Here is a 23,953-nt window from a genome sequence, read left to right as displayed (position 1 = left end):
ACATGGCGGAATTGAACACCGAAGAAGAACAGGTGCAAGCGATTAAGGATTGGTGGAAGCGAAATGGTAGCTCGCTGCTTATGGGTATCGGTGCCGCCCTCGCCATTGTATTTGGCTGGCAGGCCTGGCAAAACCATCAGGATCAGCAGCGAACCGAGGCCGCTAACCAGTTTGCAACCCTGTTAAATGCGTTCGGCAACGAGGCAGACGAAACCTCTGGTGAAACGGTGGCTTTTGTCGCGAAAACTCTGCGCGATGATTACACCGACAGTACCTATGCGGTATATGGCAACCTGGTTCTTGCTCGTCAACAACTGATTGAAGAGAACGATGCCGAAGCTGCCGTTGCCTCACTCCAGTGGGCTCTGGAAAAAGCTGGTGAGCATAAAGCGCTGGCCATGGTAGTACGCAATCGCCTTGCCCGTGCTCAGTTTTCTGGCGAGCGTTATGACGATGCACTGGCGACAATTGATGCTGCAGGTAGCATGGAGAGCGCAGATGCGTTTGCCGCAATTTTCTCCGAGCTGCGTGGCGACATTCTGTTGGCCCAGGGCGATGAGAAAGGTGCCCTGGATGCATACTTGGCTGCCCGTGAACAGAGCCAGCAAGGCCGTAGCGGGATTCTTGAGCTTAAGCTGTCTGACCTTGGTGTTGGAGAGGAGGCTTGATGCGGTTGACTGGTAATGGGCTGGTTCGGGCTGGCATTTTCTCAGTCGTGATAACGGCACTGGGTGTATCCGGTTGCAGCACAACCGATACCTTTGAACAGCCGGTGCCGGTTCCTGAAGTAGACAGCACGGTGGAATTCGACACCGTCTGGAGCATGTCGGTAGGAGACGGGCACGACGACGAATTTTTGTATCTGTCGCCCCTGAATGCTGGCGATACAGTGTACGCGGCGTCTGCTGACGGTGAACTGGTTGCGGTGGATGCCGAGACTGGGGAGCTGCGCTGGGAGCGAGAACTGGAGGATAGGATCTTTGCCGGCGTTGGCGGAGACCAGAACCAACTTTATTTGGTTACCCGTGAGGCGGATCTGATTGCTCTTTCCCGTGAAGACGGTGGAGAGCTTTGGCGCATTGGCTTACCTACAGAAGCCTTGGCGGCCCCGCAGTCAAACGGGACACTGGTAGTCGCTCAGACCACTGACGGTCGAGTTCTTGCCTTTGACACGGCAACCGGTGAGAAGCGCTGGCAGTACGATGGTGTGGTACCGGCGCTTTCTTTGCGAGCAGCTGCAGCCCCGTTGGTAGGGGGGGATGTTGTGCTTGCTTCTTTTTCCAATGGCAAACTCATTGCGTTATCGGCCGATGCGGGCCAGCCTCTTTGGCAGTATGAAGTAGGGCAACCTCAAGGTCGTACAGAACTTGAGAGGCTAGTCGATATTGCCGGCCAGCCGCTGGTTCTTGATACCGCTGTGATGGTTTCTGGCTATCAAGGTAAACTTGCTCTGATTGATATCCGTACCGGCCAGGAAATCTGGAGCCGTAAGGCGTCGAGTTTGCATGCGCCGATGGTAGGAGGCGGTAACATTTACCTGTCTTCCGCAAACGGCGATGTGGTTGCTTACCGAGGCTCTGATCGCAGAGAGCTTTGGCTTCAGGATCGTTTGTCCTGGCGCCAACTGACCCAGCCAGCCGTTTACGAGAACTATTTGGTTGTGGGCGATTATGAAGGTTACCTGCACCTGCTTTCAGCGGAAGATGGAAGCCTCGTAGGCCAAAAAAGTTATGACAGTGATGGCCTGCGGGTTCCATTGCAGCGCATGGCCAACGGAAACCTGATGGTTTTCGGAAATGGCGGTAAACTGTCTGTATTCAAACTGAAGGAGCGGAACTGATCCGCACGCCTTCAACGCTCTGCCGCACGCTGAGCCTAAAACGACTGTATAGCGAATCATTATGACCCCAGTAATTGCCCTTGTCGGCCGGCCAAATGTCGGCAAATCGACATTATTCAACCAGATGACGCGCTCTCGCGATGCACTGGTTGCGGATTTTCCTGGCCTGACCCGGGATCGCAAGTACGGTGAGGGCACGTACGACGAACAGCGCTTTATCGTGATCGATACGGGCGGCCTTACGGGAACAGAAGAAGGGCTGGATGTCGAGATGGCCCGGCAGTCCATGCAGGCTGTAGAAGAAGCAGACATTGTGCTCTTTTTGGTTGATGGTCGCGCAGGGCTTACGGTAGGTGATGAAATGATAGCCGACCACCTGCGCCGATCGGGCAAGCAGGCGCATCTGGTTGTTAACAAGACAGACGGCCAGGATCCGGATGTCGCCGCCGCTGATTTTTATAGCCTCGGGTTCGCATCAACCTTCATGGTGGCCGCATCTCATAACCGTGGCGTCCGCTCGATGCTCGAGTTGCTGCTACCGTCTGAGGAAGACCGGATTGAAGCCGACCACGCAGGCCGGTATCCGGGCATCCGTATAGGCATTGTTGGCCGCCCCAACGTTGGTAAGTCAACGCTGGTTAACCGTATGCTTGGTGAGGAGCGGGTCATTGTTTATGACATGCCAGGCACTACTCGGGACAGTGTCTACATTCCTTATGAGCGCCACGACAAGCAATATACGCTTATTGATACCGCCGGTGTTAGGCGTCGCAAGAATGTAAATGAGACAGTGGAAAAGTTTTCCATTATCAAGACACTGAAGGCCATTGATGATGCCCACGTAGTCATACTTGTGATTGATGCACGTGAGGGGTTGGTCGATCAGGATTTGCACCTGATAGGTTTCGTTCTTGATGCGGGTCGTTCATTGGTGGTTGCGGTTAACAAATGGGATGGGATGGATCCCGAAGACCGCGCCAAGGTTAAAGAGCAGGTAAAGCGTCGCCTGGAGTTTCTTGATTACGCGGACAAACACTACATTTCCGCACTCCACGGATCGGGCGTGGGCGTTATGTATGACTCGGTGGAGGCCTGTTATGAATCAGCTATGGCCAAGTGGCCAACTAACCGGCTTACAACCATCCTTGAAGATGCCATTTCTCAGCATCAGCCGCCCCTGGTTCGCGGGCGTAGAATCAAGTTGCGCTATGCTCACCAGGGCGGCTCTAATCCTCCGGTTATCGTTGTTCACGGCAACCAGACAGCGGCGCTACCGGGCTCCTACAAACGTTACCTCGAAAACACGTTCCGCAAAGTGTTAAAGGTGACGGGTTCGCCGATTCGGTTCGAGTTCCGTTCCAGTGAAAACCCTTTTGCCAATAAGGTGGACCGGAAAACGCCACGCCAGAAGGTCAAGCAAGATAATGATCTGAAGGCAGGGCGTCATGTGAAAAGAACCCGTCAGAAAAGTCTCAAACGCTGACAGGTCTTTTTGTTATGCGGGGCGGCTCAAGCCAGCCCCGCATCCTCTACTTGCTTTGCCTGAACCGCTGTAAGCGCTATGGTAAACACAATATCCTCTACCAATGCACCTCGCGATAGATCGTTAACCGGCTTTCTTAAACCCTGAAGCATGGGGCCAATGCTCACCACGTTGGCGCTACGTTGAACAGCCTTGTAGGTGGTGTTGCCCGTATTCAGATCCGGGAAGATAAACACCGTTGCTTTACCTGCAACCTTACTGTTCGGAGCCTTGCTACGGGCAACGCTTTCGATAGCCGCAGCATCGTACTGCAGTGGTCCGTCAATAAGCAGGTTTGGCCGGCGCTCTCGGGCAATTTTGGTTGCTTCGCGCACCTTCTCAACATCATGCCCGCTTCCGGACTCGCCGGTGCTATAGCTGATCATGGCAACCACTGGCTCAACGCCAAAGGCTTCTGCTGACTCCGCACTTTGTATGGCAATATCTGCGAGTTCTTCGGCATTTGGGTCCGGGTTGATCGCGCAATCGCCGTAAACCACAACCTGCTGTGGCAGCAGCATGAAAAATACCGAGGAAACAACTTTGGCCTGATCGTGTGTTTTGATCAGCTGCAGGGCAGGGCGAACGGTATTGGCAGTGGTGTGAATAGCACCAGAAACCAGGCCATCTGCCTCGTCCAGCGCGACCATCATGGTGCCCATAACCACGTTGTCTTCAAGCAAAGCTTCCGCCATATCTGGTGCTAGCCCTTTGTGTTGGCGTAATTCAACCATTGGGGCAATGTAGTTTTTGCGTACTTTGGCAGGGTCGATAATTTCAATATCATCGGGTAATTCCAGACCCTGGGAGGTGGCAACGTTACGGATTTCAGTCTCGTCGCCGATCAGCGCACAACGGGCGAGCTTCCGTTGGTGGCAAATAATGGCAGCTTGCACGGTGCGTGGCTCGCAGCCTTCCGGAAGTACGATGCGCTTGTTGGCTGCCCGGGCGCGCTCAGATAATTGGTAGCGGAATGCCGGTGGCGAAAGGCGGCTCTGAACGGCAACACGTAGGTGCTCCTGAAGCCAATCGGTATCAATTTGTGTGGCGACCGCTTCCATCGCTTTCTCGATTCTGTCCGGGTCGTCGGTTGGAATCGCGGCGGAAAGATTCGCCAGCATGTGCGCGGTTTCGTAGGTATTGGTGTTCGAGGACAGCACTGGCAATCCGGTATTCAGCGCCCGTGAGCATAGATCGATTACGCGCTGGTCTGGCATCAGGCCGCCGGTTAGCATCAGGCCGGCAAGAGGCACGCCATTCAACGCCGCCACAGCCGTGGCTACTATAATATCCTCGCGATCCCCGGGGGTGACCATCAGTGTGCCGGGGCCCAGGGTTTGGGTCATATTGCGGATCGACCGAGCACACACAGACACTCTCTGCACCCGGCGGGTTAGCATCTGGCCTTCATGCAACACAGGAACGTTTAGCTCCCGGGCGATATCGGATACTCGGGGTGCCATCAACTCTGCCTGCCAGGGAATTTCTGCCAGCAGTCTGAAGCGCCCGTCCCTGAAGACACTGCAAGCGCTCTGGTAATCGACAGTTTCGCCGATCGCTTGGGTAACGTTGCTATATGGTTCCAGTCCAGATCTTTCAGGCTCGCCGAGTTTGTTGAGAATAACGGCAATGGCATCCTTTGCCGATATATCCGAGAACACGCGTGCGGCAAAATCGAGATCGGCATCCAGCTGGGCAGGGCTGCACTTGCCCGGCGTGCTTACCAGCACCACGTCGGAACCAAGGTTGCGAGCCACTTCTACGTTAAGCCGTGCTATGTACGCTTCACTACGATCGGGCACCAGCCCCTCAATGATCACAACATCAACATCTTTGGCGACTTTCTGGTATTCGCCAACCACGGTTTCCATTAGCAGGTCGGACTTCCCGCGGTTCAGCAACTGTTGCGCTTCTTTTAGTGTGATCGGGTCTGGCGGCTGCAGGTGGCTGCGGGAACGAACAAAGGTAACGGACGAGTCTTTGCCATTGTTGTGTTGGGATTCTCCCTGATTAACCGACTGATAAAAGGGTTTGTAGAAACCAACGCTGATGCCTACGCGCTCCATGGCACGTAGTAGGCCTAAACAAACGGAGGTGAGTCCAGACCCCATGGATGTTGGGGCGATAAACAGACTTTTAGCCATAAAGGGTTTCCGGTGGTTCAGTAAAAGATTGCTTTAAACGGTTTAGCCGCAGATATCACTCAGTATGCTTGGGCCAAGCGCGAGGCCTCGCGGGCAATGACCAGCTCTTCGTTTGTCGGGAGAACAAGAACTGGAAAGCTTGAGTTGGGGTGCTCGATGCGCCCGTCAGTATGGCGACCATGGTGCTCATTGAGATCAGTATCAATAATAAACCCTAGAAGCTGCAAATGGCCCAAGGTTTTCTCACGCACCTGTACGCTGTTTTCTCCGATTCCACCTGTGAACACCAGTGCATCCAGTTGGCTTAGCGACGCCATCATAGCGCCGACGTATTTGGCCAGGCGGAAGCAAAAAATTTCAATGGCAAGAGCAGAAGCTTGATGGCCGGTATCGGCAAGCTCACAAAGCGTGCGCATATCGTTGGTTTGCCCAGAGATTCCCAGGAGGCCGCTTTTGTGATTAAGCACGGTGTGAACATCCTCAACAGCAACACCTTGTGTGCGTAGATACTCAAAAAGCCCAGGATCTATGTCGCCGCTGCGGGTGCCCATGACCAACCCTTCAAGAGGTGTGAGCCCCATGCTGGTATCGACACTCTGGCCGTTCTTAATTGCCGTTATGCTGCAGCCGTTTCCAAGATGGGCTGAGATGATAGAGGTGTTTTCAGGCGCTTTACCAAGCCGCCGTGCAGCTTCATTAGCCATAAAAAAGTGGCTTATACCATGAAATCCGTAGCGCCGAACGGCCCAGTCACTGTAGTAAGCTTCTGGTAGGGCATAAAGGAAAGCGCGAGGCGCAAGGGTTTGGTGGTACGCCGTATCAAACACGGCAATCTGTGGCGTGTCAGGGAACTGTTCCCGGGTGGCTTCGATTCCGGCCAGGTTGACCGGGTTATGGAGCGGCGCAAGCCCTGCGCAACTGTTGATAGCCTTTACCGCATCGTCATCAATCAACACGGCTTCGCGAAAGGTTTCGCCGCCATGCACAACGCGGTGGCCGATAGACGTGGGAGCCCCAGACATTAATCGGCGCTCCAGGAAAGCGGAAACCAGTGCTTGCAGCGCCTGTTTGTGATTGGGGTTTGTGGGCAACGTTACAGGCTGCTTGTCGCCGTCAATCCGTGAAAATGCATCTTGCCCGTTAAGGCGCTCGGCTATTGCCGAGGCGATCTTTTTTTCATTTTCGTCGAATAGGGCGAGCTTTAAGGATGAGCTGCCGCAATTAACAACAAGAATGGATTGTGTCAGGTTGCTATACGGTGATTGGTTTTTAGCCACTCGATGAACTCCCCGGCAGGCAGTGGATGACTGTAAAAATAGCCTTGGGCGAAGTCACAGCCTTCCTGTTTTAGGAAGTAAGTTTGGGATTCATCCTCAACGCCTTCCGCTATGATGGTAAGTCCAAGGCTGTGAGCCATGTTGATAATGGCGCGCACAAGGGACGCATCATCTGGCGCTTTCATAACGTCCTGGACAAATGACTTGTCGATTTTCAGGGTGTCAAACGGGTAGCTTTTAAGGTAGCTGAGGGCAGAGTAGCCTGTGCCGAAGTCATCTACTGATAGGCGTACGCCGGCTCGATCCAATTCCCGGAGAATTTCTGCCGTTTCAATTGAATTATCGAGCAACAGGCGTTCTGTAATTTCCAATTCCAGTCGTTCGGGAGCCAAACCATTGTTGGAAAGCGCGCCCATAACGGCTTTGGAAAAGCCGGGATCGCGAAATTGTCGCGGAGATACGTTAACCGATATGCCAATGTCATGACCGATTGCTTCTGTCCAGCTTTTTGCTGCAAGGCAGGCCTGCTCAAGCACCCACTCACCAATAGGAATGATTAACCCGGTTTCTTCGGCCAACGGGATAAAACGATCCGGCATAACCATGCCCATGACAGGGTTGTTCCAGCGCAACAGTGCTTCCGCCGCTCGCAGCGTGCCAGTGGCGGTATCTACGATAGGCTGAAAGTAGAGTTCAAACTCATTTAGCTCCAGCGCTCGCCGCATGCGGGATTCCATCTGCAAGCGCTCATGGGATACCTCAGACATTTCCGGAGTAAAGTGTGCGTACGAGCTCTTGCCCTGGTGTTTAGCCTGATACATGGCGGCGTCTGCGTGTTGGAGCAGGGTGCCGCTGTTGTCGGAGTCTGTAGGGAAAATTGCAATTCCAATGCTGGTAGTGACAAAGATTTCCTGGCCATTGAGGACATAGGCTGGGGTAAAGTTCGCAAGAATACGCTCTGCCACCTGAGAGGAAGATTCAGGGCCGGTAAGACCTGGCAGAATCACCAGAAACTCGTCTCCCCCAAGGCGGGCGACGGTGCTGGTTCCGCGAAGACAGCTGGAGATCCGGCGAGCTGCCTCGATGAGTAGATTGTCGCCTGCGTCGTGGCCCAGGGTGTCATTAATATGTTTGAAGTTGTCAAGATCCAGAAACATGACGCCAACCATGGAGGCTTCGCGCCTGGCCTGTGCCAGTGCGAGTTTTAACCGATCCAGTGCGAGCATACGGTTGGGGAGGCCGGTCAGGATGTCGTAGTTTGCCTGGCGCAATAGCTGTTGTTCGTAGCGCTTTCGAATGCTGATATCCTCACCGAGGATGATGTAACCCGTGGCATCACCGGCGGAGTCTTTGATCGGCGTAACAATTAACTGTTCCCAGAATCGCTCGCCGTTACGGCGCACGCTGTTTACTTCACCCTGCCAGACCCCGACTCGCTGCACCTGTAAGCGTATAGATTTCCAGAGGTTGCGGTTATCACGGTTTTCGAGGTTGTTATCGTTCAAAGCACCGGGGTGCCGACCAACAATTGCTTTGGCGTCGTAACCTGTGAGTTGCGTGAACTTCTTATTGGCAAACTCAACCCGCCACTGGCGATCGCACATAACGACGGAAGAGGGGCTTTGTTCGATAGCTTTGGAGAACTTGTAAATCTCAGCGGCATCTCGTTCCTGGCGCACCATGTCGTCGTTCAGCCGTTCACGCATTTGGTTGAACGCTTCAGTTACTTGGCCGATTTCATCGCTGCGGTGCGAAGGTGTGTCCGGGCGGTCGAGCTTGAGTGGGGTGCTGAGATTATTCAGTGAAAAGTCTTTTGCGTAATTTGCCATTGTTGTCAGGTGGCGGGCTACGAAATGCCGGAAAACCAGGATAATGAGGATAGAGACAAAAAAAGTTTTCAGAAACTCAGTGGCCAGAATGATGCCAACCTTTACCTTCAAGTCCTGATAAACCCGGTCCAGGTTGGCGGTAACGGTGAGCTCACCTAACTTAAGTACGCCATCGCCTTGATGGGTAACATCGAATTTGTGCGATTTGGTGTCCGCACCCCGAGGGATTTCGCCCATAACCAGTTCAGAGCCTGGTTCAATTCCAAGCCTCACGTGAACAATGTCTGGCAGGCTTAGAATGCCTTCCATCTGGGTTTGAAGCAGTTTTTGATCGAGAGCCCACAGGCTTCTGGCCAGGCTGGAGGCATACCCGGATTCGACTACGTGCATGCGTTGGTCAATCTGGGAAAGCTCTTTTCTATAGTCGGAATAAATCTGGATGGCCGAAGCAATCAGGGTGAAAGCAGAGCTGAACAGAAGTATCCAGGCAAGCAGTCTGAAAGTCAGAGGAGAGCCTGAGCGAAAGCGTTGGAGGCGTGTCGGCAGTTTCGGCATGTGTCGTACTTTAGCCACCCAGACCTGTTGATAAAAACGGACAGTTAATTGCTCGCTGACTATAGCAGCACTGACTGCCAAATTCCCTGCAAATACTCGGAAACATGAGAGAAATGTGTTCGTTTTTGTATTGGTGGAATTTTCGGTTCTGGAGTGATGCTCTCCATTGATGCAGATCAATGCTTGTCTGCAGGGGTGACGTAACCTGAGCTTAATCAAGTTTTAGATAAGTCGGGAGAAGAGCTATGTATATGGACGTTGTGGTTTTCGCCGGAATTGCGACTGTATTGCTGATGGTGGCGTTTTTTGTTGGCGTGGGCATATTTATTATGCGTGATCAAAAAGCCCACGAGGGCGGTCAGCACAAGAAAGATATAAATACAGGAGAGAAAGCGGCCTGAAAGGGCCAGCTCCAAGGTTGGAGCTTTGGAAGGCTAAGCTGTTTTTTTACTTTTAGGCTTTTTGAGCCGCAAAATAAAAATGGCGTCCCCTAGGGGGTTCGAACCCCTGTTGCCGCCGTGAAAGGGCGGAGTCCTAGGCCACTAGACGAAGGGGACGCAACGCTTTAAAACCTTGCCTCGTCGAGGTGGCGCGTATATTAAGTAAGCCTCACCCGCCTGTCAACGCTTTTGTTGAAAAGTAAGCGTTTTAATTTGTAGCATTTTCAAGCGCCTTCTCAAGCGAGGGGAAGATAAACTTGAATCCCGACTCAGTGAGTCTTGCGGGCATCGCCCGCTGGCCTGTCAGTAAAAGGCGTGACATTTCTCCTAGAGCTACTTTCAAAACGGCTGTAGGCACCGGAAATATCGCAGGCCGCCTCAGCACCTTGGCCAAGGTTTGAGTGAACTCACGGTTTTTGGCCGGATTGGGGCTAACTACGTTGTATGCGCCTGAGGCCTCTGGTGTCTCCAGCATCCAGATAAGGGCTGCCACAACATCATCACGGTGAACCCACGGCATATATTGATTGCCATCACCCAGCGACCTCCCAGCCCGAATTTGAATGGCAAGATCATGCGTTGCAAAAAGCCACCTCCGGGACCCACCACAACGCCAGTTCTCGACAGGCATACCCGCACATTGGCAGATTGCAGTTTCAGAGCTGCATCCTCCCAGTCTTTACAGAGTTGGTGAGAAAATTCATCGTGGGGTGGCGTGTCTTCTGTTACCGGGTTGTCGCCCTGAGCACCGTAAAAGCCTACCGCTGAGCCTGAAACCATGACTTCTGGCGGCTTGGTCCAGTTGTTGACGATTTCGATGAGTGTGTTGGTGAGAGCTATGCGGCTATTCTTTAATGCCTGTTTTCGTTCGTCAGTCCACCGTTTGTCCGCGATGCCTTCACCTGCGAGGTTAATCACCGCATCGTAACCCGCATCGGATCTCAGGCTATCAAGGTCGTTGATAACCTTAACCTGGCCGCAGATTGAGCGCACTTTACTGGGAGATTGCCGGCTTAAAACGGCCAGCTCATAGCCGCGGTCCAGCATTTCTGGGCACAGGCTGCTGCCAATAAATCCAGTGCCACCAGTAATCAGTACTCGTTTACGCATAATGGCTCTCCTTATTCGCTACTGCCTTGGCCAAGCTGGAGCGCCACAACATCCTTGATTGCCTGGCCCAGTAGCGGGTTCTCACCTATAGGAGGGGAGAGGCTGATGGTGGCCCCCGTAGATTTCTCGAGTGCTTGAATCATGGCCGGAACATCTTTGCGCAGGTGCCGCCCGGCTGCCAGGAACAGAGGTACGATGGTAAAGTTAAGGTTGCCTGCCGCAACGCCTTCGTGAATAACTGAGTCCAGGGATGGCTCTGCCAGCTCCATGTAAGCAATGCGGGAGTTGTTTACCGCTTTTAGGGTCGGCTCAGCGAGTGCTTCAAAGGTGTCGCACCAGCGTTTGTCGCTGCTGCCGTGCGCTAACAAAATAATGCGGCGGCTGTTCATTAAAGCTCCGGTGTAGTTGGTATAAAGGTGCCTGTCGTAATTTCGTTTGCGGGCCGGTATTCTTTGCCAGTCCCATTTATCAAGATAACAGGGTGTCATCTAATGTTCGATTGGAAAGAGATTCTGGATTTCTGGTTCGGAGATTTAGATGAAAACGGCTTGCCTGACAGCTTTCATCGCAACCGTTGGTTTCGCTCAAGCAAAAGGTTCGACCAGGAGATCCGCCGCCGGTTTCTTTCCATGGTTTTGTTTGCATCTGAACAGGGGCTTGATCACTGGCGAAAGGCGCCGGGTGGACGGCTTGCTGAAATCATACTGCTTGATCAGTTCTCCCGGAATATATTTCGGGGTGGCGCTTTGGCCTTCGAGCAGGACAAGTTGGCGAACAAGCTGTGCAAGGAGGCCATGCGCAAAGGCCATGACATGTCGCTTTCTCCCGTGCAGCGTGCGTTTATATATATGCCCCTTGAACATGCTGAGCGCCTCGAAGATCAGGTTCTTTCTGTTGAGTGCTACGAGCAACTGGTTGCCTCTACATCTGGTGTGCTTCAAGGTTTCATGAAGAGCTTTTTGCAATCTGCGCAGGATCATAAAGGTATCATCGAGCGTTTTGGTCGCTTTCCCCATAGAAATCAGAGCCTCGGGCGGACCTCAACCGAGGCGGAAAAAGATTATCTGGGCACAGCTCGCCGGTTTGGGCAATAAAAGTTTCGAAAGGAGGTTGACGAAAGGGGCAGGATGCGTAGAATACGTTTCCGTTGTCGGCTCAAGCCGATCAGCGCTGCGGGAATAGCTCAGTTGGTAGAGCACGACCTTGCCAAGGTCGGGGTCGCGAGTTCGAATCTCGTTTCCCGCTCCAAATTCCGAAAACCCGGCCTCGAAAGAGGTCGGGTTTTTTGTTTTTAGTTATACTGACCGCCTCGCCCACACTAAAACTTTGCTCCGGAGGCGCGGCTTGTGAAAGTTCATTCACTCCATATTTATCCGGTTAAGTCTCTCGCCGGTATTCAGGTTTCTTCGTTTGAAATGGATGATTTCGGCCCCAAGGGTGACCGGCGCTGGATGATCGTTGATGGCGATCGTAACTTTGTTACTCAGAGAGCACTACCCGAGCTGGCAAGGGTGGTCACCTCCTTAAACGGTGATAGCGTGAGTATTCGTGTACCGGGCGAGGGTGATTTTACGCTACGGGCGACCGACCAAGAATTGCGAGTGCTGGTCTGGCGCGATTGGGTAAAGGCTTACGAAGGTGCGGTAGCTGCCAACGAAGCGCTGAGCCGCTTTTGCGGTAAGGATCTTCGCTTTGTGTACATGCCAGACTCCTCGTTCCGGCGTGTTGATGCCGGGCGTGTAATGGAGTACAGGCGAGTAGGGTTTGCCGATGGGTTTCCTTTTCTGATCACCAGCGTGGCGTCGCTGGATGAGTTGAATGGCCGCCTTGACGCAGCGGTAGATATGCGAAGGTTTCGGCCCAATATCGTTGTTGAGGGTTTCGCGCCATGGCAGGAAGATACGTGGCGCAAACTCAAGCTTGGAGCGCAGCGCTTTGACATCGTAAAGCCTAGCTCCCGTTGTGTGTTGACGACTGTTGACCCGGATACCGGAATAAAAGATCCCGGCCTGCAACCGTTAAGGACGCTCTCTTCTTATCGCAGAACGTCAGACGGTGTTATTTTCGGCCAGAACGCAATCCACGAAACACCCGGAGTTATCCATGTGGATGATTCCGTCACTGTTATTGAATCGGAGTAAAAAGTAACGTGCCACTGTTAACGCTGGACTCGATATCCTTGGCCTACGGGATGCACCCACTACTGAATCAGGCGTCTCTTATTATTGATGCCGGTGAGCGTGTGTGCCTTTTGGGAAGGAACGGCGAGGGCAAATCAACGCTGCTAAAAATTGTCAGCGGGGAAGTTGTGCCGGATGGCGGAGTTGTTCGCCTCGACGACGGCGCTATGCTGGCCGTACTGCCGCAGAACCTGCCTTCGGATGACGCAAGAACGGCGTATGAGGTTGTCTCTGGTGCGTTTCCTGAAACAGGCCAGCTCTTGGCCGAGTTTCACATGCTCACTCAGCAGGTAGATGAAGCAAGTCTCGACCGTATGATGAAGGTTCAGGAGCGTATCGAAGCGCTTGATGGATGGCGGCTTGACCAGAAGGTTACGGCGGTTTTGGCGCAATATGGTATAGATCCGGAGCGGCCTCTCAATACGCTCTCTGGAGGTTGGCAGCGCAGGGTATTGTTGGCTCGGGCTCTTGTTGTAGAGCCAGATATTTTATTGCTGGATGAGCCCACGAACCACCTTGACGTGCCAGCGATTGCGTGGCTTGAAGAGGCGCTCGGGGCTTTCCGTGGGGCCATGCTGTTTGTGAGCCACGATCGTGCCTTTATACGGCGGATGGCTACCCGTGTTGTGGAGCTGGATCGCGGTAAGCTGGTCAGTTTTGCAGCCTCTTATGATCGTTACCTGGAGTTAAAGGAAAAGGCGCTTGAAGAGGAAGATCGAGAGAACGCGCTTTTTGACAAACGACTGAAGCAGGAAGAAACCTGGATTCGCCAAGGGATCAAAGCTCGTCGTACACGCAATATGGGGCGGGTACGAGCGCTTAGAGCTATGCGTGAAGAGCATCGGCAGCGCAGGGTGCGCGGCGGGACGGCAACCTTTGCGGTGGAGGATGCGGCACGCTCTGGCAAGTTGGTGGTTGAGACCATTGATGCTGGCTTTGCGTATCCTGACGGCACACCGGTTATCAGTGATATGAGCCTCACCGTGTTCCGAGGTGACAAGATTGGCCTGGTGGGAGAAAACGGAACAGGTAAAACAACACTGGTGCGGCTGCTGCTGGGGGATCTTGAGCCGACAGAAGGCAAGGTCCGTTTGGGAACCAACCTTCAGGTTGCCTATTTTGATCAGCTTCGCGGTGAGTTGGATTTGAACCGCAATGCTCTGGATAACCTGTCGGAAGGTCGGGAATTTATCGATATTAACGGCCAAAGTAAGCACGTACTCGGGTATTTGCAGGACTTCCTTTTCACTCCAGAGCGGGCCAGGTCGCCTGTAAGAGTATTTTCCGGTGGCGAGCGGGCAAGACTTTTGTTGGCCAAGCTATTCAGCAAGCCGGCGAATATTCTGGTGCTCGATGAGCCAACCAACGATCTCGATGTTGAAACGCTGGAACTGTTGGAAGAGCAGCTCTCGGAGTTTGCTGGCACAGTGATTGTGATCAGTCACGACCGAGAGTTTCTGGATAACGTTGTCACGGAAACTGTTTTTCTGGATGGCTCGGGCAGTGTTGATGAATACGTGGGTGGATACAGCGATTGGCGTCGGCAGGGTGGTTGTTTTCCCGCAGAGGCGAGCGGCGCGCGCCCCGATCGGCACGATAAAGCTGCGAAATCCGGTAAGCAAAGCGGCGGTGCGAAACAAGGTGGGTCGTCAAAGTCCACAAAGGGCCAATCAGGGGCGCGAGATGAACCTGCCAGTAAGGCCAAGCCGGCCAAAATGAGTTACAAGCTGAAGCTTGAGCTCGATCAGTTGCCGGGGCAGATTGAAGAGCTGGAGAGTAGCGTTGCCAGTCTTAAGGGGCGTATCTCGTCGGCAGACTTCTATACGGGTTCGCCCGACGATATTGCAACCACTCTGAAAGAGCTGGAAAAGAAGGAGTCGCGTTTAGAGAAAGTGATCGCGCGATGGATGGAGCTTGAAGAACAAGCACTGGGTTGAGTGTTACGTCAATAAAAAAGCCCGGACGGCAATGTGTGCCGTCCGGGCTTTTTTACAGTGTGTTCCTGATAGGTTCTGTCTTAACGAATTCTGATGGCTAGAACATCGCACTCGGTTCCGTGTAATACCCCATTGGCAGTTGAGCCCAGTAATAACTGAAAGCCTTTCCTGCCGTGGCTTCCCACGATTACCAAATCCGCTGCCTGTTCTTGAGCCAAGCGGTGAATCTCGGATTCTGGTCTGCCTACGGTGACAATCTGATTGGCCTTATCGACCCCGTATTTGTCGCCGTAGATCGCAAGCTGCTCTCGCGCTGCTTTGTCGAGTTGATCCTGAAGTTCCGTCAGATCCATGGGGATATCGCCGCCGTAGGCGTAACCCACCGGTTCTACAACGTGTACCAGAGTAAGATTCGCACCGTGGGCATCGCTCATGGCTCTGGCTTTATCCAGAACCTGGGGCGCCTCTTCGGTAAGATCTATCGCAACAATCACGTTCTTATAGGCCGACATCCCTAGCTCCTTAATATATCTACTTTGTTACAGCATAGTACGCCAGCTCGTTCGGGGGAAGGGCGCTCAGTTGCTTTGTTGGAGCAATGTGATAGCCGTTGTCAGGCTTTCGAGGATACGCTTTGAGTATCTGTCGATTACAAAACCGACGTTGTTCTCGTTGTAGTTGATGTAAGAGCCGCGGATGAACTGCCATTTAGCGGTAACGTCATTCAGAAGAGCTTTCAGTTCATCTTTGCTGTCGCCGTTATTCATTGCTTCCAGAAGCTTGTCGAACTCTTTCGCCTGTTCGTCAAGCGGCGTTTCTGTAGAGGTGCCTTGGAAAGTTTGGGCAACGGAAGAGTTGGTCCGAACCGAGTATTTGGCCATCATCTGCGATATTTTGACTGCACCCATTCTGGCCGCTTCAACCCGTGGGCTTGTCTTTATCTGGGAGTTTTCTTGGGCGATCTGATAAAGCTCAGTTGCCATGTCATTCATGACCAGCGCCTGATTGGCCATGTCTGAAACCAGGCGCAAGTCTGGGTAACCGGTCTTTCGTACATCGTTGATGTTGTCGCGCATCAGGCTTTTGAATTTGTCGAACTCACCGTTGAGCTTTTCAAGTTGCTCTGCAGACAGTACGCCGCTCGTGCTTGTTGCGAGAAGATTCATGGAATCGTTGGCGGAGTTAATGCCTGCTACGATCTCGTTGAGGATCTCGGTGCTACCACTTCCAATGAATCGGTAATATGCATCCAGAGAGGTGTAGTTGCTGACGCGAAAGGTATGAAGTTGGGCAAGGAAATCGTCTGCCTCCTGTGCCTTAATGCTCATGGATGTTAGCAAGAGCAACAATAGTGCGCCAACAAGGGAGGAACGCGCTCGCAGGTGAGTGGTTTTCATCGGATAGTGTCTCCGTAATGCGTTTATTATTGTGTACCAAAGTCGTAGATCGAAGGTAAAGTAACTTCACCAGCCAATCAAGCAGTTTTGCGAGTGTAGGTTCCAGGAAATGTAAATATCTTTGAAATTTGCGTGACGAAGTTCAAGTTTTTTCTCTGTAGTGGCGAATATCTCCATGAAATATAAGGGATATTCGATAAAATTTCTGGAAAATCAATGAGTGTTGTGTCGGTTTAGCAAGAAACAAATTGACAAACGTGTGGTTTTTTCTCATCGTGTGCCCTCACGATTCAAACGACTGTATGAATTTTTTGGGTCGGTTGGTCGAGCAGTGACCGAAATCTGGCTGCATAAAACAACCCCGGCAACTCGTTGAAGAGTGCTGCTGGGAGCTGAAAGCAGTTCCAAACACAGACTGGAGATCAGTTGATGATTTACGAAGGTAAAGCCATCACGGTTAAAGAGATCGAAGGCGGGATCGCTCAGTTGGACTTCGACTTGCAAGGCGAGTCGGTAAACAAGTTCAACCGTCTTACTATTGAAGAGCTCCGCGCCGCGACTGATGCACTTAGTGCACAGAAGAAACTCAAGGGCCTGGTAGTAACCAGCTCCAAGGACAGTTTCATTGTTGGTGCCGACATTACAGAGTTTACTGAGTTGTTTGCCGGTTCTGAAGAAGACCTGGTAGCTAATAACCTGAAGGCTAATGCCATTTTCAGTGCGGTAGAGGATCTTCCGTTCCCGACCGTAACAGCTATCAACGGCATGGCGCTGGGTGGCGGTTTTGAGATGTGCCTGGCGACGGATTATCGGGTTATGGCCCCCAAGGCGAAAGTCGGTTTGCCAGAAGTTAAACTGGGTATTTTCCCAGGCTTTGGCGGTACTGTTCGTTTGTCTCGTCTGGTAGGCGTAGACAACGCCGTTGAATGGATTTGCGGTGGCTCTGAAAATCGCGCTGATGTAGCTCTGAAAACCGGCGCTGTTGATGCAGTCGTTGAGCCTGCAAAGCTGGTTGAAGCGGCGGTTGCAATTATTAACGAGTGCAACGAAGGCAAGCTGGATTACCAAGCGCGTCGCGAAGAGAAAAAAGGCAAGATTAAATTGAATGCCATGGAAAGCATGATGGCGTTCGAGATCTCCAAAGCGTTTGTGGGTGCGAAAGCCGGTAAGAACTACCCGGCACCTGTAGAAGCTATTAAGGTTATGCAGAAGCACGCAGGCCTGACCCGCGACAAGGCAATTGAAGTAGAGGCCAAAGGCTTTGCCAAAATGGCAAAGACCAATGTAGCGGCCTGTCTGGTTGGCTTGTTCCTGAACGACCAAGAGCTGAAGAAAAAAGCCAAGGCGTGGGAAAAAGAAGCGTCTGACGTGAAACTGGCCGCCGTACTGGGCGCCGGAATCATGGGTGGTGGTATTGCTTATCAGTCAGCACTGAAAGGCACGCCAATCATCATGAAGGACATCAACCAGGACGGCATAGAGCTGGGCCTCAAAGAAGCCAAAAAGCAGCTGACCAAGCGTGTTGATAAAGGTCGCATGAATGCTGGGCAGATGGCTGATGTTCTTAACAGCATTACGCCAACCCTGAACTACGGTGATTTCAAGAACGTAGATCTGGTTGTTGAAGCTGTCGTTGAGAATCCCAAGGTAAAAGACGCTGTTCTGTGTGAAGTTGAAGAGATGACCCGTGATGACGCCATCCTGACGTCTAACACATCGACTATCTCTATCGACCTTCTGGCCAAGAACCTTAAGCGGCCTGAAAACTTCTGCGGCATGCACTTCTTCAACCCGGTGCCTATGATGCCGTTGGTTGAAGTTATCCGTGGCAAGAAGACAAGCGATCGCGCCATTGCAACAACCGTTGCTTATGCAAAGGCGATGGGCAAGACCCCGATTGTTGTAAACGATTGCCCGGGCTTTCTGGTCAACCGCGTCCTGTTCCCGTATTTCGGTGGCTTTTCCGGTTTGATTCGTGACGGTGCCGACTTCCAGAAAGTCGACAAGGTGATGGAAAAGTTTGGCTGGCCGATGGGGCCTGCTTACTTGCTTGACGTGGTTGGCATGGACACCGCTAAGCACGCCAATGAAGTAATGGCTGAAGGCTTCCCTGAGCGCATGAAGCAGACTACAAGTCGGCCGTTGAAGTGATGTTCGAGAACGATCGTTACGGCCAGAAGAATGAAAAGGGCTTCTACAAATACGAACTCGACCGCAAGGGCAAGCAGAAGAAGGTTGTCGATGAAGAAACCTACAAGCTGATCGAACCGGTTGTTCAGGGTAAGAGCGATTTCAGTGATGAGGATATCATTGCTCGCATGATGCTCCCTCTGTGCCTCGAAACCGTTCGCTGCCTGGAAGACGGTATTGTTGCAGACCCGGCTGATGCCGATATGGGTCTGATCTTCGGTATCGGCTTCCCGCCGTTCCGTGGTGGTGCCCTGCGTTATATCGATGATATGGGCGCAGACAAGTTTGTAGAGCTGGCAGACAAGTTTGCAGATCTTGGTCCTCTGTATCACCCGACCGAGAAGCTGCGTGAAATGGCCAAAACTGGCGAAAAGTTCTTTGGTTAACCCTGAACGAGATTTCCGAACGGAGAAAGATCTATGAGCCTTAATCCGAGAGACGTTGTCGTCGTCGATTGCGTGCGGACTCCGATGGGCCGTGCCAAAAACGGTTGTTTCCGCAATGTGCGTGCGGAGACCCTGTCGGCTACGCTGATCGATGCACTGTTCGATCGCAACCCGAAGCTCGACCCGAAAGATGTTGAAGATGTGATCTGGGGCTGTGTAAACCAGACCAAGGAGCAGGGATTTAACGTGGCCCGGCAGATTTCCGTGCTGACCCGTATCCCTCATGAGTCTGCAGCCCAGACCGTAAACCGTCTGTGTGGATCGGCCATGAGCGCAATCCATACAGCAGCCCAAGCCATCATGACCGGCAACGGTGATGTGTTTGTGGTTGGTGGTGTGGAACACATGGGGCACGTGCCCATGACGGAAGGTTTCGACCATAACCCGGCGGCGTCCAAGTACACTGCCAAGGCATCGAACATGATGGGCCTGACCGCAGAAATGCTGGCAAAAATGCACGGCATTACTCGTCAGCAACAGGATGAGTTCGGTGCTCGGTCGCATCGTTTAGCGCAAGAAGCGACCCTTGAAGGTCGTTTCAAGAACGAAATCGTGCCGATTGAAGGGCACGACGAGAATGGCTTTAAAACGCTGATCGAACACGATGAGACCATTCGTCCGGATACCACTGTGGAATCCCTGGGTCAGCTCAAGCCGGCCTTTGATCCTAAGAATGGCACCGTGACGGCAGGTACTTCCTCGCAGTTGACTGATGGCGCGTCGGCTATGGTGTTGATGTCTGCAGAGCGGGCAGAAGCACTGGGCCTGAAGCCTATCGCGAAGATTCGCGGCATGGCAGTTGCTGGTTGCGATCCTGCAATCATGGGTTACGGCCCTGTGCCGGCAACCAAAAAGGCACTCAAGCGTGCAGGCCTGAAAGTTGAAGATATCGACTTTTGGGAACTGAACGAAGCCTTTGCCGGCCAGTCTTTGCCAGTACTGAAGGACCTGAAACTGTTGGGTGTAGTGGACGAGAAGGTAAACCTGAACGGCGGCGCGATTGCTCTTGGCCATCCGCTGGGTTGTTCTGGTGCCCGTATCTCCACAACCTTGCTGAACGTAATGCAGGCCAAGGGCGGTAAGCTTGGTGTTTCCACCATGTGCATCGGTATGGGTCAGGGCATTGCGACGGTTTGGGAGCGCCTGTGATCCGTTAGGCGGGCACAGCAACGCTTTCATGGAAGGCCCGGCATGCGCCGGGCCTTTCTGCTTTCAGGGCGATCTAAGAGCGCTTCCTGAGGCGCCGAAATTTAAGACCGGGGCGAAGAATGGGTTGTCTTGCTATTCCCGACCCTGTAAAACAGTGAGCCTATACATAATGGCGGCTCCTATAGTTTTTCCAGCCGATTGATTTTACAGCGAGTTTACGGTCTCCTTGTTCACTGACCGATTTATCGCCAAGGATATAGATCTCCGATATGGGTAAAAGTCTCGTAATTGTCGAGTCACCAGCGAAAGCGAAGACCATCAATAAGTACCTGGGCGCTGACTTCATTGTTAAGTCGAGTGTTGGGCACATTCGTGATCTTCCCGTCAGTGGCAATGGGTCCCCATCTGATCCAAAAGAGCGCGCCAGGCAGGCGGCAATCACTCGTAAGCTCGGCCCGGACGACAAGATTGCCCATAAAAAACGCAAAGCCCGGGAGCAGTTGGTTGCCCGGATGGGCGTGGATCCGGATCAAGACTGGAGCGCTCGTTACGAAATTCTTCCTGGCAAGGAAAAAGTTGTCAGTGAGCTTAAGCGACTTGCCAAGAATGCCGACCATATCTATCTCGCAACGGATTTGGATCGCGAGGGAGAGGCCATTGCCTGGCACCTCCAGCAGACTATTGGTGGTGAGCCTGAAAAGTATCGTCGTGTGGTGTTCAACGAGATTACCAAGCGCGCGATTCAGGAGGCGTTTCAGAATCCTGGTGAGCTGGATACCAACCAGGTAAATGCTCAGCAAGCACGGCGCTTTCTCGACCGTGTTGTGGGTTACATGGTGTCGCCCTTGCTATGGGCCAAGCTGGCCCGAGGGTTGTCTGCAGGCCGGGTACAGTCAGTAGCGGTTCGGTTGATTGCAGAGCGTGAGCGAGATATTCGGGTGTTTGTTCCGGAAGAGTACTGGCAACTGTTTGCCGGGCTTGGTGCAAAAGCCAGCGCGCAGCCCGTGGGTTTCGAAGTTACCCGTTACAATGACAAACCCTACCGTCCGGTTAACGAGCAACAGAGCGATGAGCATGTAGCACGGCTTAAGGCTGGCGGGTTTGAAGTTGCCAAGCGTGAAGACAAGCCAACCAGGTCTCGCCCAGGTGCGCCGTTCATTACGTCGACCCTGCAGCAGGCGGCAAGTAACCGGTTGGGGTTCAGCGTCAAGAAAACCATGATGCTGGCCCAGCGACTTTATGAAGCCGGTTACATTACATATATGCGTACCGATTCCACGAATCTGAGCCAGGATGCGGTCAGTGGCTGCCGTGATTATATTCAGGATCAGTTCGGTGATCGCTATCTGCCAGAGAAGCCCAAGGTATATGGCAGCAAAGAAGGTGCGCAGGAGGCTCACGAAGCGATTCGCCCCACAGAAGCAACTCGCCAGGCAGCGGAAATCAGCGGTCTTGAAAAAGATGCGGAGAAGCTCTACGAGCTGATTTGGCGCCAGTTTGTGGCATGCCAGATGTCAGAGGCCGAATTTCTCAGTACGTCGATCGTTGTCGCCAATGGCGATTACGAACTGCGTACGCGCGGCCGGATCATTAAGTTTGATGGTTTTCTTAAGGTCGCGCCTCAGTCGGCTAAAAAAGAAGAAGATGTGGCTCTGCCAGACATAAAGGTAGGGGAGGCTCTGAGCCTTGAAAAACTGGAGCCGACCCAGCACTTTACCAAGCCTGCACCGCGTTTTACGGAAGCCAGCTTGGTAAAAGAGCTTGAAAAGCAGGGCATCGGCCGCCCCTCTACCTATGCGTCGATCATTTCGACCATTCAGGACCGGGGATACGTGCGTCTGCAGAACCGGCGTTTTTACGCAGAAAAAATGGGTGAGATCGTTACTGACCGTCTGTGTGAGTCGTTTTCCAATCTAATGGACTTCGATTTTACGGCGAAGATGGAAGGTGATCTGGATCACATTGCTGAAGGCGACGTGGACTGGAAAAAGGTTCTTAACGATTTTTACGCGCGCTTCCGTAAGCAGTTGGAATCAGCCGAGAGTGCGGATGGTGAGGGCGGAATGCGCCCGAACGATCCGACGGAAACCACCATTCCGTGCCCAACTTGCGGCCGTAACATGCAGATTCGGGTGGCCAGCACCGGCGTGTTCCTTGGTTGTTCCGGCTACTCGTTACCACCTAAAGAGCGGTGCAAAACTACGATCAACCTGGTTTCGGGTGATGAGGTGGTTAGCGCTGATGATGACGTTGAAGGCGAGGGTGAAACCCGGCTATTGCGCAAAAAGCGCCGTTGCCCCATATGCTCTACGGCTATGGACAGCTACCTGGTGGATGAAACCCGCAAGCTACATGTATGCGGTAACAACCCGGACTGTTCCGGCTATGAGGTGGAAGAGGGCACTTTCCGTATTAAGGGTTACGACGGCCCCACGCTGGAATGTGATAAGTGTGGCTCGGAAATGCAGCTGAAAACAGGCCGCTTCGGCAAGTATTTTGGTTGCATGAGTGATACCTGTAAAAACACTCGTAAGCTCTTGAAGAGCGGTGAGCCTGCGCCACCCAAAATGGACCCGGTTCCAATGCCTGAGTTGCAATGCCAAAAGGTGGATGACACCTATGTATTGCGCGATGGCGCATCCGGAATGTTTTTGGCGGCTAGCAAGTTTCCGAAAAATCGTGAGACCCGACCACCTCTGGTGATGGAGATTAAACCGCATCGGAAGGAGATCGATCCGAAGCACGATTACCTGATGGAGGCGCCGGAGCGCGATCCAGAGGGCAATCCTACGGTCATTCGGTACAGCCGCAAGACCAAAGAACAGTATGTGATGTCAGAAAAAGACGGTAAGGCTACCGGCTGGTCGGCTGGTACGTTGATGGGAGGTGGCAGCCTCGCGAGAAATAATCGTGACTGCGTGTGGTTGGTAGAAAAAAGGGGTCAGAGCAAATGCTCTGACCCCTTTTTTTATTTGCCCCCAATGTCTTTTGGGCCTATCTGAATTTCCGCAATCTCTGAATCAGTGAAGACGTATCCCAGCGTTTTCCGCCCATTTCCTGAACATCTCCGTAAAATTGGTCTACTAGGGCTGTGACCGGTAGTGAAGCGTTAACTTTGCGTGCTTCATCCAGGCATATGCCCAAATCTTTGCGCATCCAGTCCACAGCGAATCCGTGATCAAATTCGCCGTCAATCATGGTTCCAGAGCGGTTTTCCATCTGCCAGGATTGGGCGGCTCCCTTGGATATGACATCCACAACTTTCCGTACATCGAGACCGGCCTGTTCGGCAAAATGCAGCGCTTCAGAGAGTCCCTGGACCAATCCGGCGATGGCAATCTGGTTAACCATTTTGGTTTTTTGACCACTGCCCGCTGGGCCCATCAAGTTCAAGGCCTTTGAGTAGTGCTGTAACAGTGGCTGTGCTTTGGCGTAATCTTCCTCCGTACCGCCGCACATGATGGTCAGCTGGCCGTTCTGAGCGCCTTGCTGGCCTCCTGATACTGGTGCGTCGATAAAGCCCATGCCAGCCTCGCGTGCCCCTTGAGCCAGCCTCTCGGCGATCCCTGCGGAAGCGGTAGTGTGATCCACTAGAATGGCGCCCGGCTGGGCGTGTGCGAGAATACTGTTGCCCCCTTCATAAACCGCGATAAGATCTTTGTCAGCGCCGACGCAGGTCATGACAAAATCGGCGCCTTTTACAGCTTCTTCGATAGTCTCACAAGCGGTTCCCGGATACTCCTTGGCCCACTGTAGAGACTTTTCTGTTGAGCGGTTCCATACCCGAACTGTGAGACCGGCGTTTGCCAGGTGGCCAGCCATGGGGTATCCCATAACGCCGAGGCCGATAAAAGTTGCGGTTGTCATTGGTTTCTCCTTGTAGAGTTATGGGACTTAACTTAGCACAGAGTTTGCTGGTTGCCTGAGCAAATGGATT

The 23,953-nt window shown here is 52.9% G+C and carries 15 protein-coding genes, 2 tRNA genes and 3 pseudogenes; 11 read left to right on the top strand and 9 right to left on the bottom strand.

Annotated features, from left to right (window positions below; all coding sequences use genetic code 11):
* Positions 1–2: 2 nt before the first annotated feature.
* From BCA33_RS02315 to der, 3 genes are all read left to right on the top strand, one after another.
* Positions 3–668 carry a tetratricopeptide repeat protein gene (locus tag BCA33_RS02315; protein WP_071263184.1) on the top strand — a complete coding sequence of 222 codons (666 nt, stop codon included), beginning with the start codon at positions 3–5 and terminating at the stop codon, positions 666–668.
* Positions 668–1,840: an outer membrane protein assembly factor BamB gene (bamB, locus tag BCA33_RS02310; protein ID WP_071263183.1), complete on the top strand. Its 1,173-nt coding sequence runs from the start codon at positions 668–670 to the stop codon at positions 1,838–1,840. The genes BCA33_RS02315 and bamB overlap by 1 nt, the downstream gene beginning before the upstream one ends.
* A gap of 61 nt (positions 1,841–1,901) precedes the next feature.
* Positions 1,902–3,323: a ribosome biogenesis GTPase Der gene (gene der, locus BCA33_RS02305; protein ID WP_071263182.1), complete on the top strand. Its 1,422-nt coding sequence runs from the start codon at positions 1,902–1,904 to the stop codon at positions 3,321–3,323.
* Between the two features lie 26 nt (positions 3,324–3,349).
* On the opposite strand, the gene pta is transcribed toward der, so the two are convergent.
* Genes pta through BCA33_RS02290 form a run of 3 tightly spaced genes read right to left on the bottom strand, consistent with a single transcriptional unit; the run spans position 3,350 to position 9,167 of the window.
* Positions 3,350–5,506, bottom strand: a complete 2,157-nt coding sequence (pta, locus tag BCA33_RS02300) for a phosphate acetyltransferase (protein ID WP_071263181.1) — start codon at positions 5,504–5,506, stop codon at positions 3,350–3,352.
* A gap of 59 nt (positions 5,507–5,565) precedes the next feature.
* Complete coding sequence (locus BCA33_RS02295) at positions 5,566–6,753, bottom strand: acetate kinase (protein WP_071263269.1); 1,188 nt, start codon at positions 6,751–6,753, stop codon at positions 5,566–5,568.
* Positions 6,750–9,167: an EAL domain-containing protein gene (locus tag BCA33_RS02290; protein ID WP_071263180.1), complete on the bottom strand. Its 2,418-nt coding sequence runs from the start codon at positions 9,165–9,167 to the stop codon at positions 6,750–6,752. The genes BCA33_RS02295 and BCA33_RS02290 overlap by 4 nt, the downstream gene beginning before the upstream one ends.
* A 245-nt stretch (positions 9,168–9,412) precedes the next feature.
* Here BCA33_RS02290 and ccoM point away from each other — a divergent pair.
* Positions 9,413–9,520, top strand: a pseudogene (gene ccoM, locus BCA33_RS20425) (cytochrome c oxidase subunit CcoM); the annotation flags it as partial.
* Between the two features lie 128 nt (positions 9,521–9,648).
* Here the strand turns inward: ccoM and BCA33_RS02285 are convergent.
* The 3 genes and pseudogenes from BCA33_RS02285 to BCA33_RS02275 form a co-directional block, all read right to left on the bottom strand.
* Positions 9,649–9,724 (bottom strand) — tRNA-Glu (locus BCA33_RS02285).
* Positions 9,725–9,815: 91 nt separating this feature from the next.
* A pseudogene (locus tag BCA33_RS02280) lies at positions 9,816–10,717 on the bottom strand (TIGR01777 family oxidoreductase).
* A gap of 11 nt (positions 10,718–10,728) precedes the next feature.
* A complete protein-coding gene (locus tag BCA33_RS02275; RefSeq protein ID WP_071263179.1) occupies positions 10,729–11,106 on the bottom strand; it encodes a sirohydrochlorin chelatase in 378 nt (125 codons plus the stop codon).
* A gap of 102 nt (positions 11,107–11,208) precedes the next feature.
* On the opposite strand from BCA33_RS02275, the gene BCA33_RS02270 reads away from it, so the two are divergent.
* The 4 genes from BCA33_RS02270 (at position 11,209) to BCA33_RS02255 (ending at position 14,834) form a co-directional block, all read left to right on the top strand.
* A complete protein-coding gene (locus tag BCA33_RS02270; protein ID WP_071263178.1) occupies positions 11,209–11,811 on the top strand; it encodes a DUF924 family protein in 603 nt (200 codons plus the stop codon).
* A gap of 78 nt (positions 11,812–11,889) precedes the next feature.
* A tRNA-Gly gene (locus BCA33_RS02265) sits at positions 11,890–11,965 on the top strand.
* A gap of 98 nt (positions 11,966–12,063) precedes the next feature.
* On the top strand, positions 12,064–12,858 hold the full coding sequence (locus BCA33_RS02260; protein ID WP_071263177.1) for an MOSC domain-containing protein: 795 nt from the start codon (positions 12,064–12,066) through the stop codon (positions 12,856–12,858).
* 8 nt (positions 12,859–12,866) lie between these two features.
* Positions 12,867–14,834, top strand: a complete 1,968-nt coding sequence (locus tag BCA33_RS02255; protein WP_071263176.1) for an ATP-binding cassette domain-containing protein — start codon at positions 12,867–12,869, stop codon at positions 14,832–14,834.
* Between the two features lie 80 nt (positions 14,835–14,914).
* Here the strand turns inward: BCA33_RS02255 and BCA33_RS02250 are convergent, their stop codons facing one another.
* Entirely contained in the window at positions 14,915–15,346 is a 432-nt protein-coding gene (locus tag BCA33_RS02250; protein ID WP_071263175.1) for a universal stress protein, read from the bottom strand.
* Positions 15,347–15,412: 66 nt separating this feature from the next.
* On the bottom strand, positions 15,413–16,231 hold the full coding sequence (locus BCA33_RS02245; RefSeq protein WP_071263174.1) for a hypothetical protein: 819 nt from the start codon (positions 16,229–16,231) through the stop codon (positions 15,413–15,415).
* A gap of 429 nt (positions 16,232–16,660) precedes the next feature.
* Between BCA33_RS02245 and fadB the strand changes: the two are divergent.
* From fadB to topA, 3 genes and pseudogenes are all read left to right on the top strand, one after another.
* Positions 16,661–18,807: pseudogene (gene fadB, locus BCA33_RS02240) on the top strand (fatty acid oxidation complex subunit alpha FadB).
* Between the two features lie 33 nt (positions 18,808–18,840).
* The gene (fadA, locus tag BCA33_RS02235) at positions 18,841–20,016 is read left to right on the top strand and encodes an acetyl-CoA C-acyltransferase FadA (protein WP_071263173.1); all 1,176 of its coding nucleotides are present in this window, start codon (positions 18,841–18,843) and stop codon (positions 20,014–20,016) included.
* Positions 20,017–20,285: 269 nt separating this feature from the next.
* The gene (gene topA, locus BCA33_RS02230; RefSeq protein ID WP_139172855.1) at positions 20,286–23,018 is read left to right on the top strand and encodes a type I DNA topoisomerase; all 2,733 of its coding nucleotides are present in this window, start codon (positions 20,286–20,288) and stop codon (positions 23,016–23,018) included.
* Here the strand turns inward: topA and BCA33_RS02225 are convergent.
* On the bottom strand, positions 23,011–23,883 hold the full coding sequence (locus tag BCA33_RS02225; RefSeq protein WP_071263172.1) for an NAD(P)-dependent oxidoreductase: 873 nt from the start codon (positions 23,881–23,883) through the stop codon (positions 23,011–23,013). The two genes, topA and BCA33_RS02225, sit on opposite strands and share 8 nt — an antisense overlap.
* Positions 23,884–23,953: the final 70 nt, after the last annotated feature.

The organism is Marinobacter sp. AC-23 (genome assembly GCF_001858325.1).
GTDB lineage: Bacteria > Pseudomonadota > Gammaproteobacteria > Pseudomonadales > Oleiphilaceae > Marinobacter.
Note: the sequence above shows the minus strand (reverse complement) of the source record. Positions and strands in the feature narration are given on the sequence as shown.

What these genes read in the sequence shown, in the direction of transcription:
- topA (WP_139172855.1), top strand. Translation starts at nt 20,286, where the DNA reads ATGGGTAAAAGTCTCGTAATTGTCGAGTCACCAGCGAAAGCGAAGACC.
- bamB (WP_071263183.1), top strand. Translation starts at nt 668, where the DNA reads ATGCGGTTGACTGGTAATGGGCTGGTTCGGGCTGGCATTTTCTCAGTC.
- BCA33_RS02275 (WP_071263179.1), bottom strand. Translation starts at nt 11,106, where the DNA reads ATGAACAGCCGCCGCATTATTTTGTTAGCGCACGGCAGCAGCGACAAA.
- BCA33_RS02245 (WP_071263174.1), bottom strand. Translation starts at nt 16,231, where the DNA reads ATGAAAACCACTCACCTGCGAGCGCGTTCCTCCCTTGTTGGCGCACTA.
- der (WP_071263182.1), top strand. Translation starts at nt 1,902, where the DNA reads ATGACCCCAGTAATTGCCCTTGTCGGCCGGCCAAATGTCGGCAAATCG.
- BCA33_RS02225 (WP_071263172.1), bottom strand. Translation starts at nt 23,883, where the DNA reads ATGACAACCGCAACTTTTATCGGCCTCGGCGTTATGGGATACCCCATG.
- BCA33_RS02290 (WP_071263180.1), bottom strand. Translation starts at nt 9,167, where the DNA reads ATGCCGAAACTGCCGACACGCCTCCAACGCTTTCGCTCAGGCTCTCCT.
- BCA33_RS02270 (WP_071263178.1), top strand. Translation starts at nt 11,209, where the DNA reads ATGTTCGATTGGAAAGAGATTCTGGATTTCTGGTTCGGAGATTTAGAT.
- BCA33_RS02250 (WP_071263175.1), bottom strand. Translation starts at nt 15,346, where the DNA reads ATGTCGGCCTATAAGAACGTGATTGTTGCGATAGATCTTACCGAAGAG.
- fadA (WP_071263173.1), top strand. Translation starts at nt 18,841, where the DNA reads ATGAGCCTTAATCCGAGAGACGTTGTCGTCGTCGATTGCGTGCGGACT.
- pta (WP_071263181.1), bottom strand. Translation starts at nt 5,506, where the DNA reads ATGGCTAAAAGTCTGTTTATCGCCCCAACATCCATGGGGTCTGGACTC.
- BCA33_RS02315 (WP_071263184.1), top strand. Translation starts at nt 3, where the DNA reads ATGGCGGAATTGAACACCGAAGAAGAACAGGTGCAAGCGATTAAGGAT.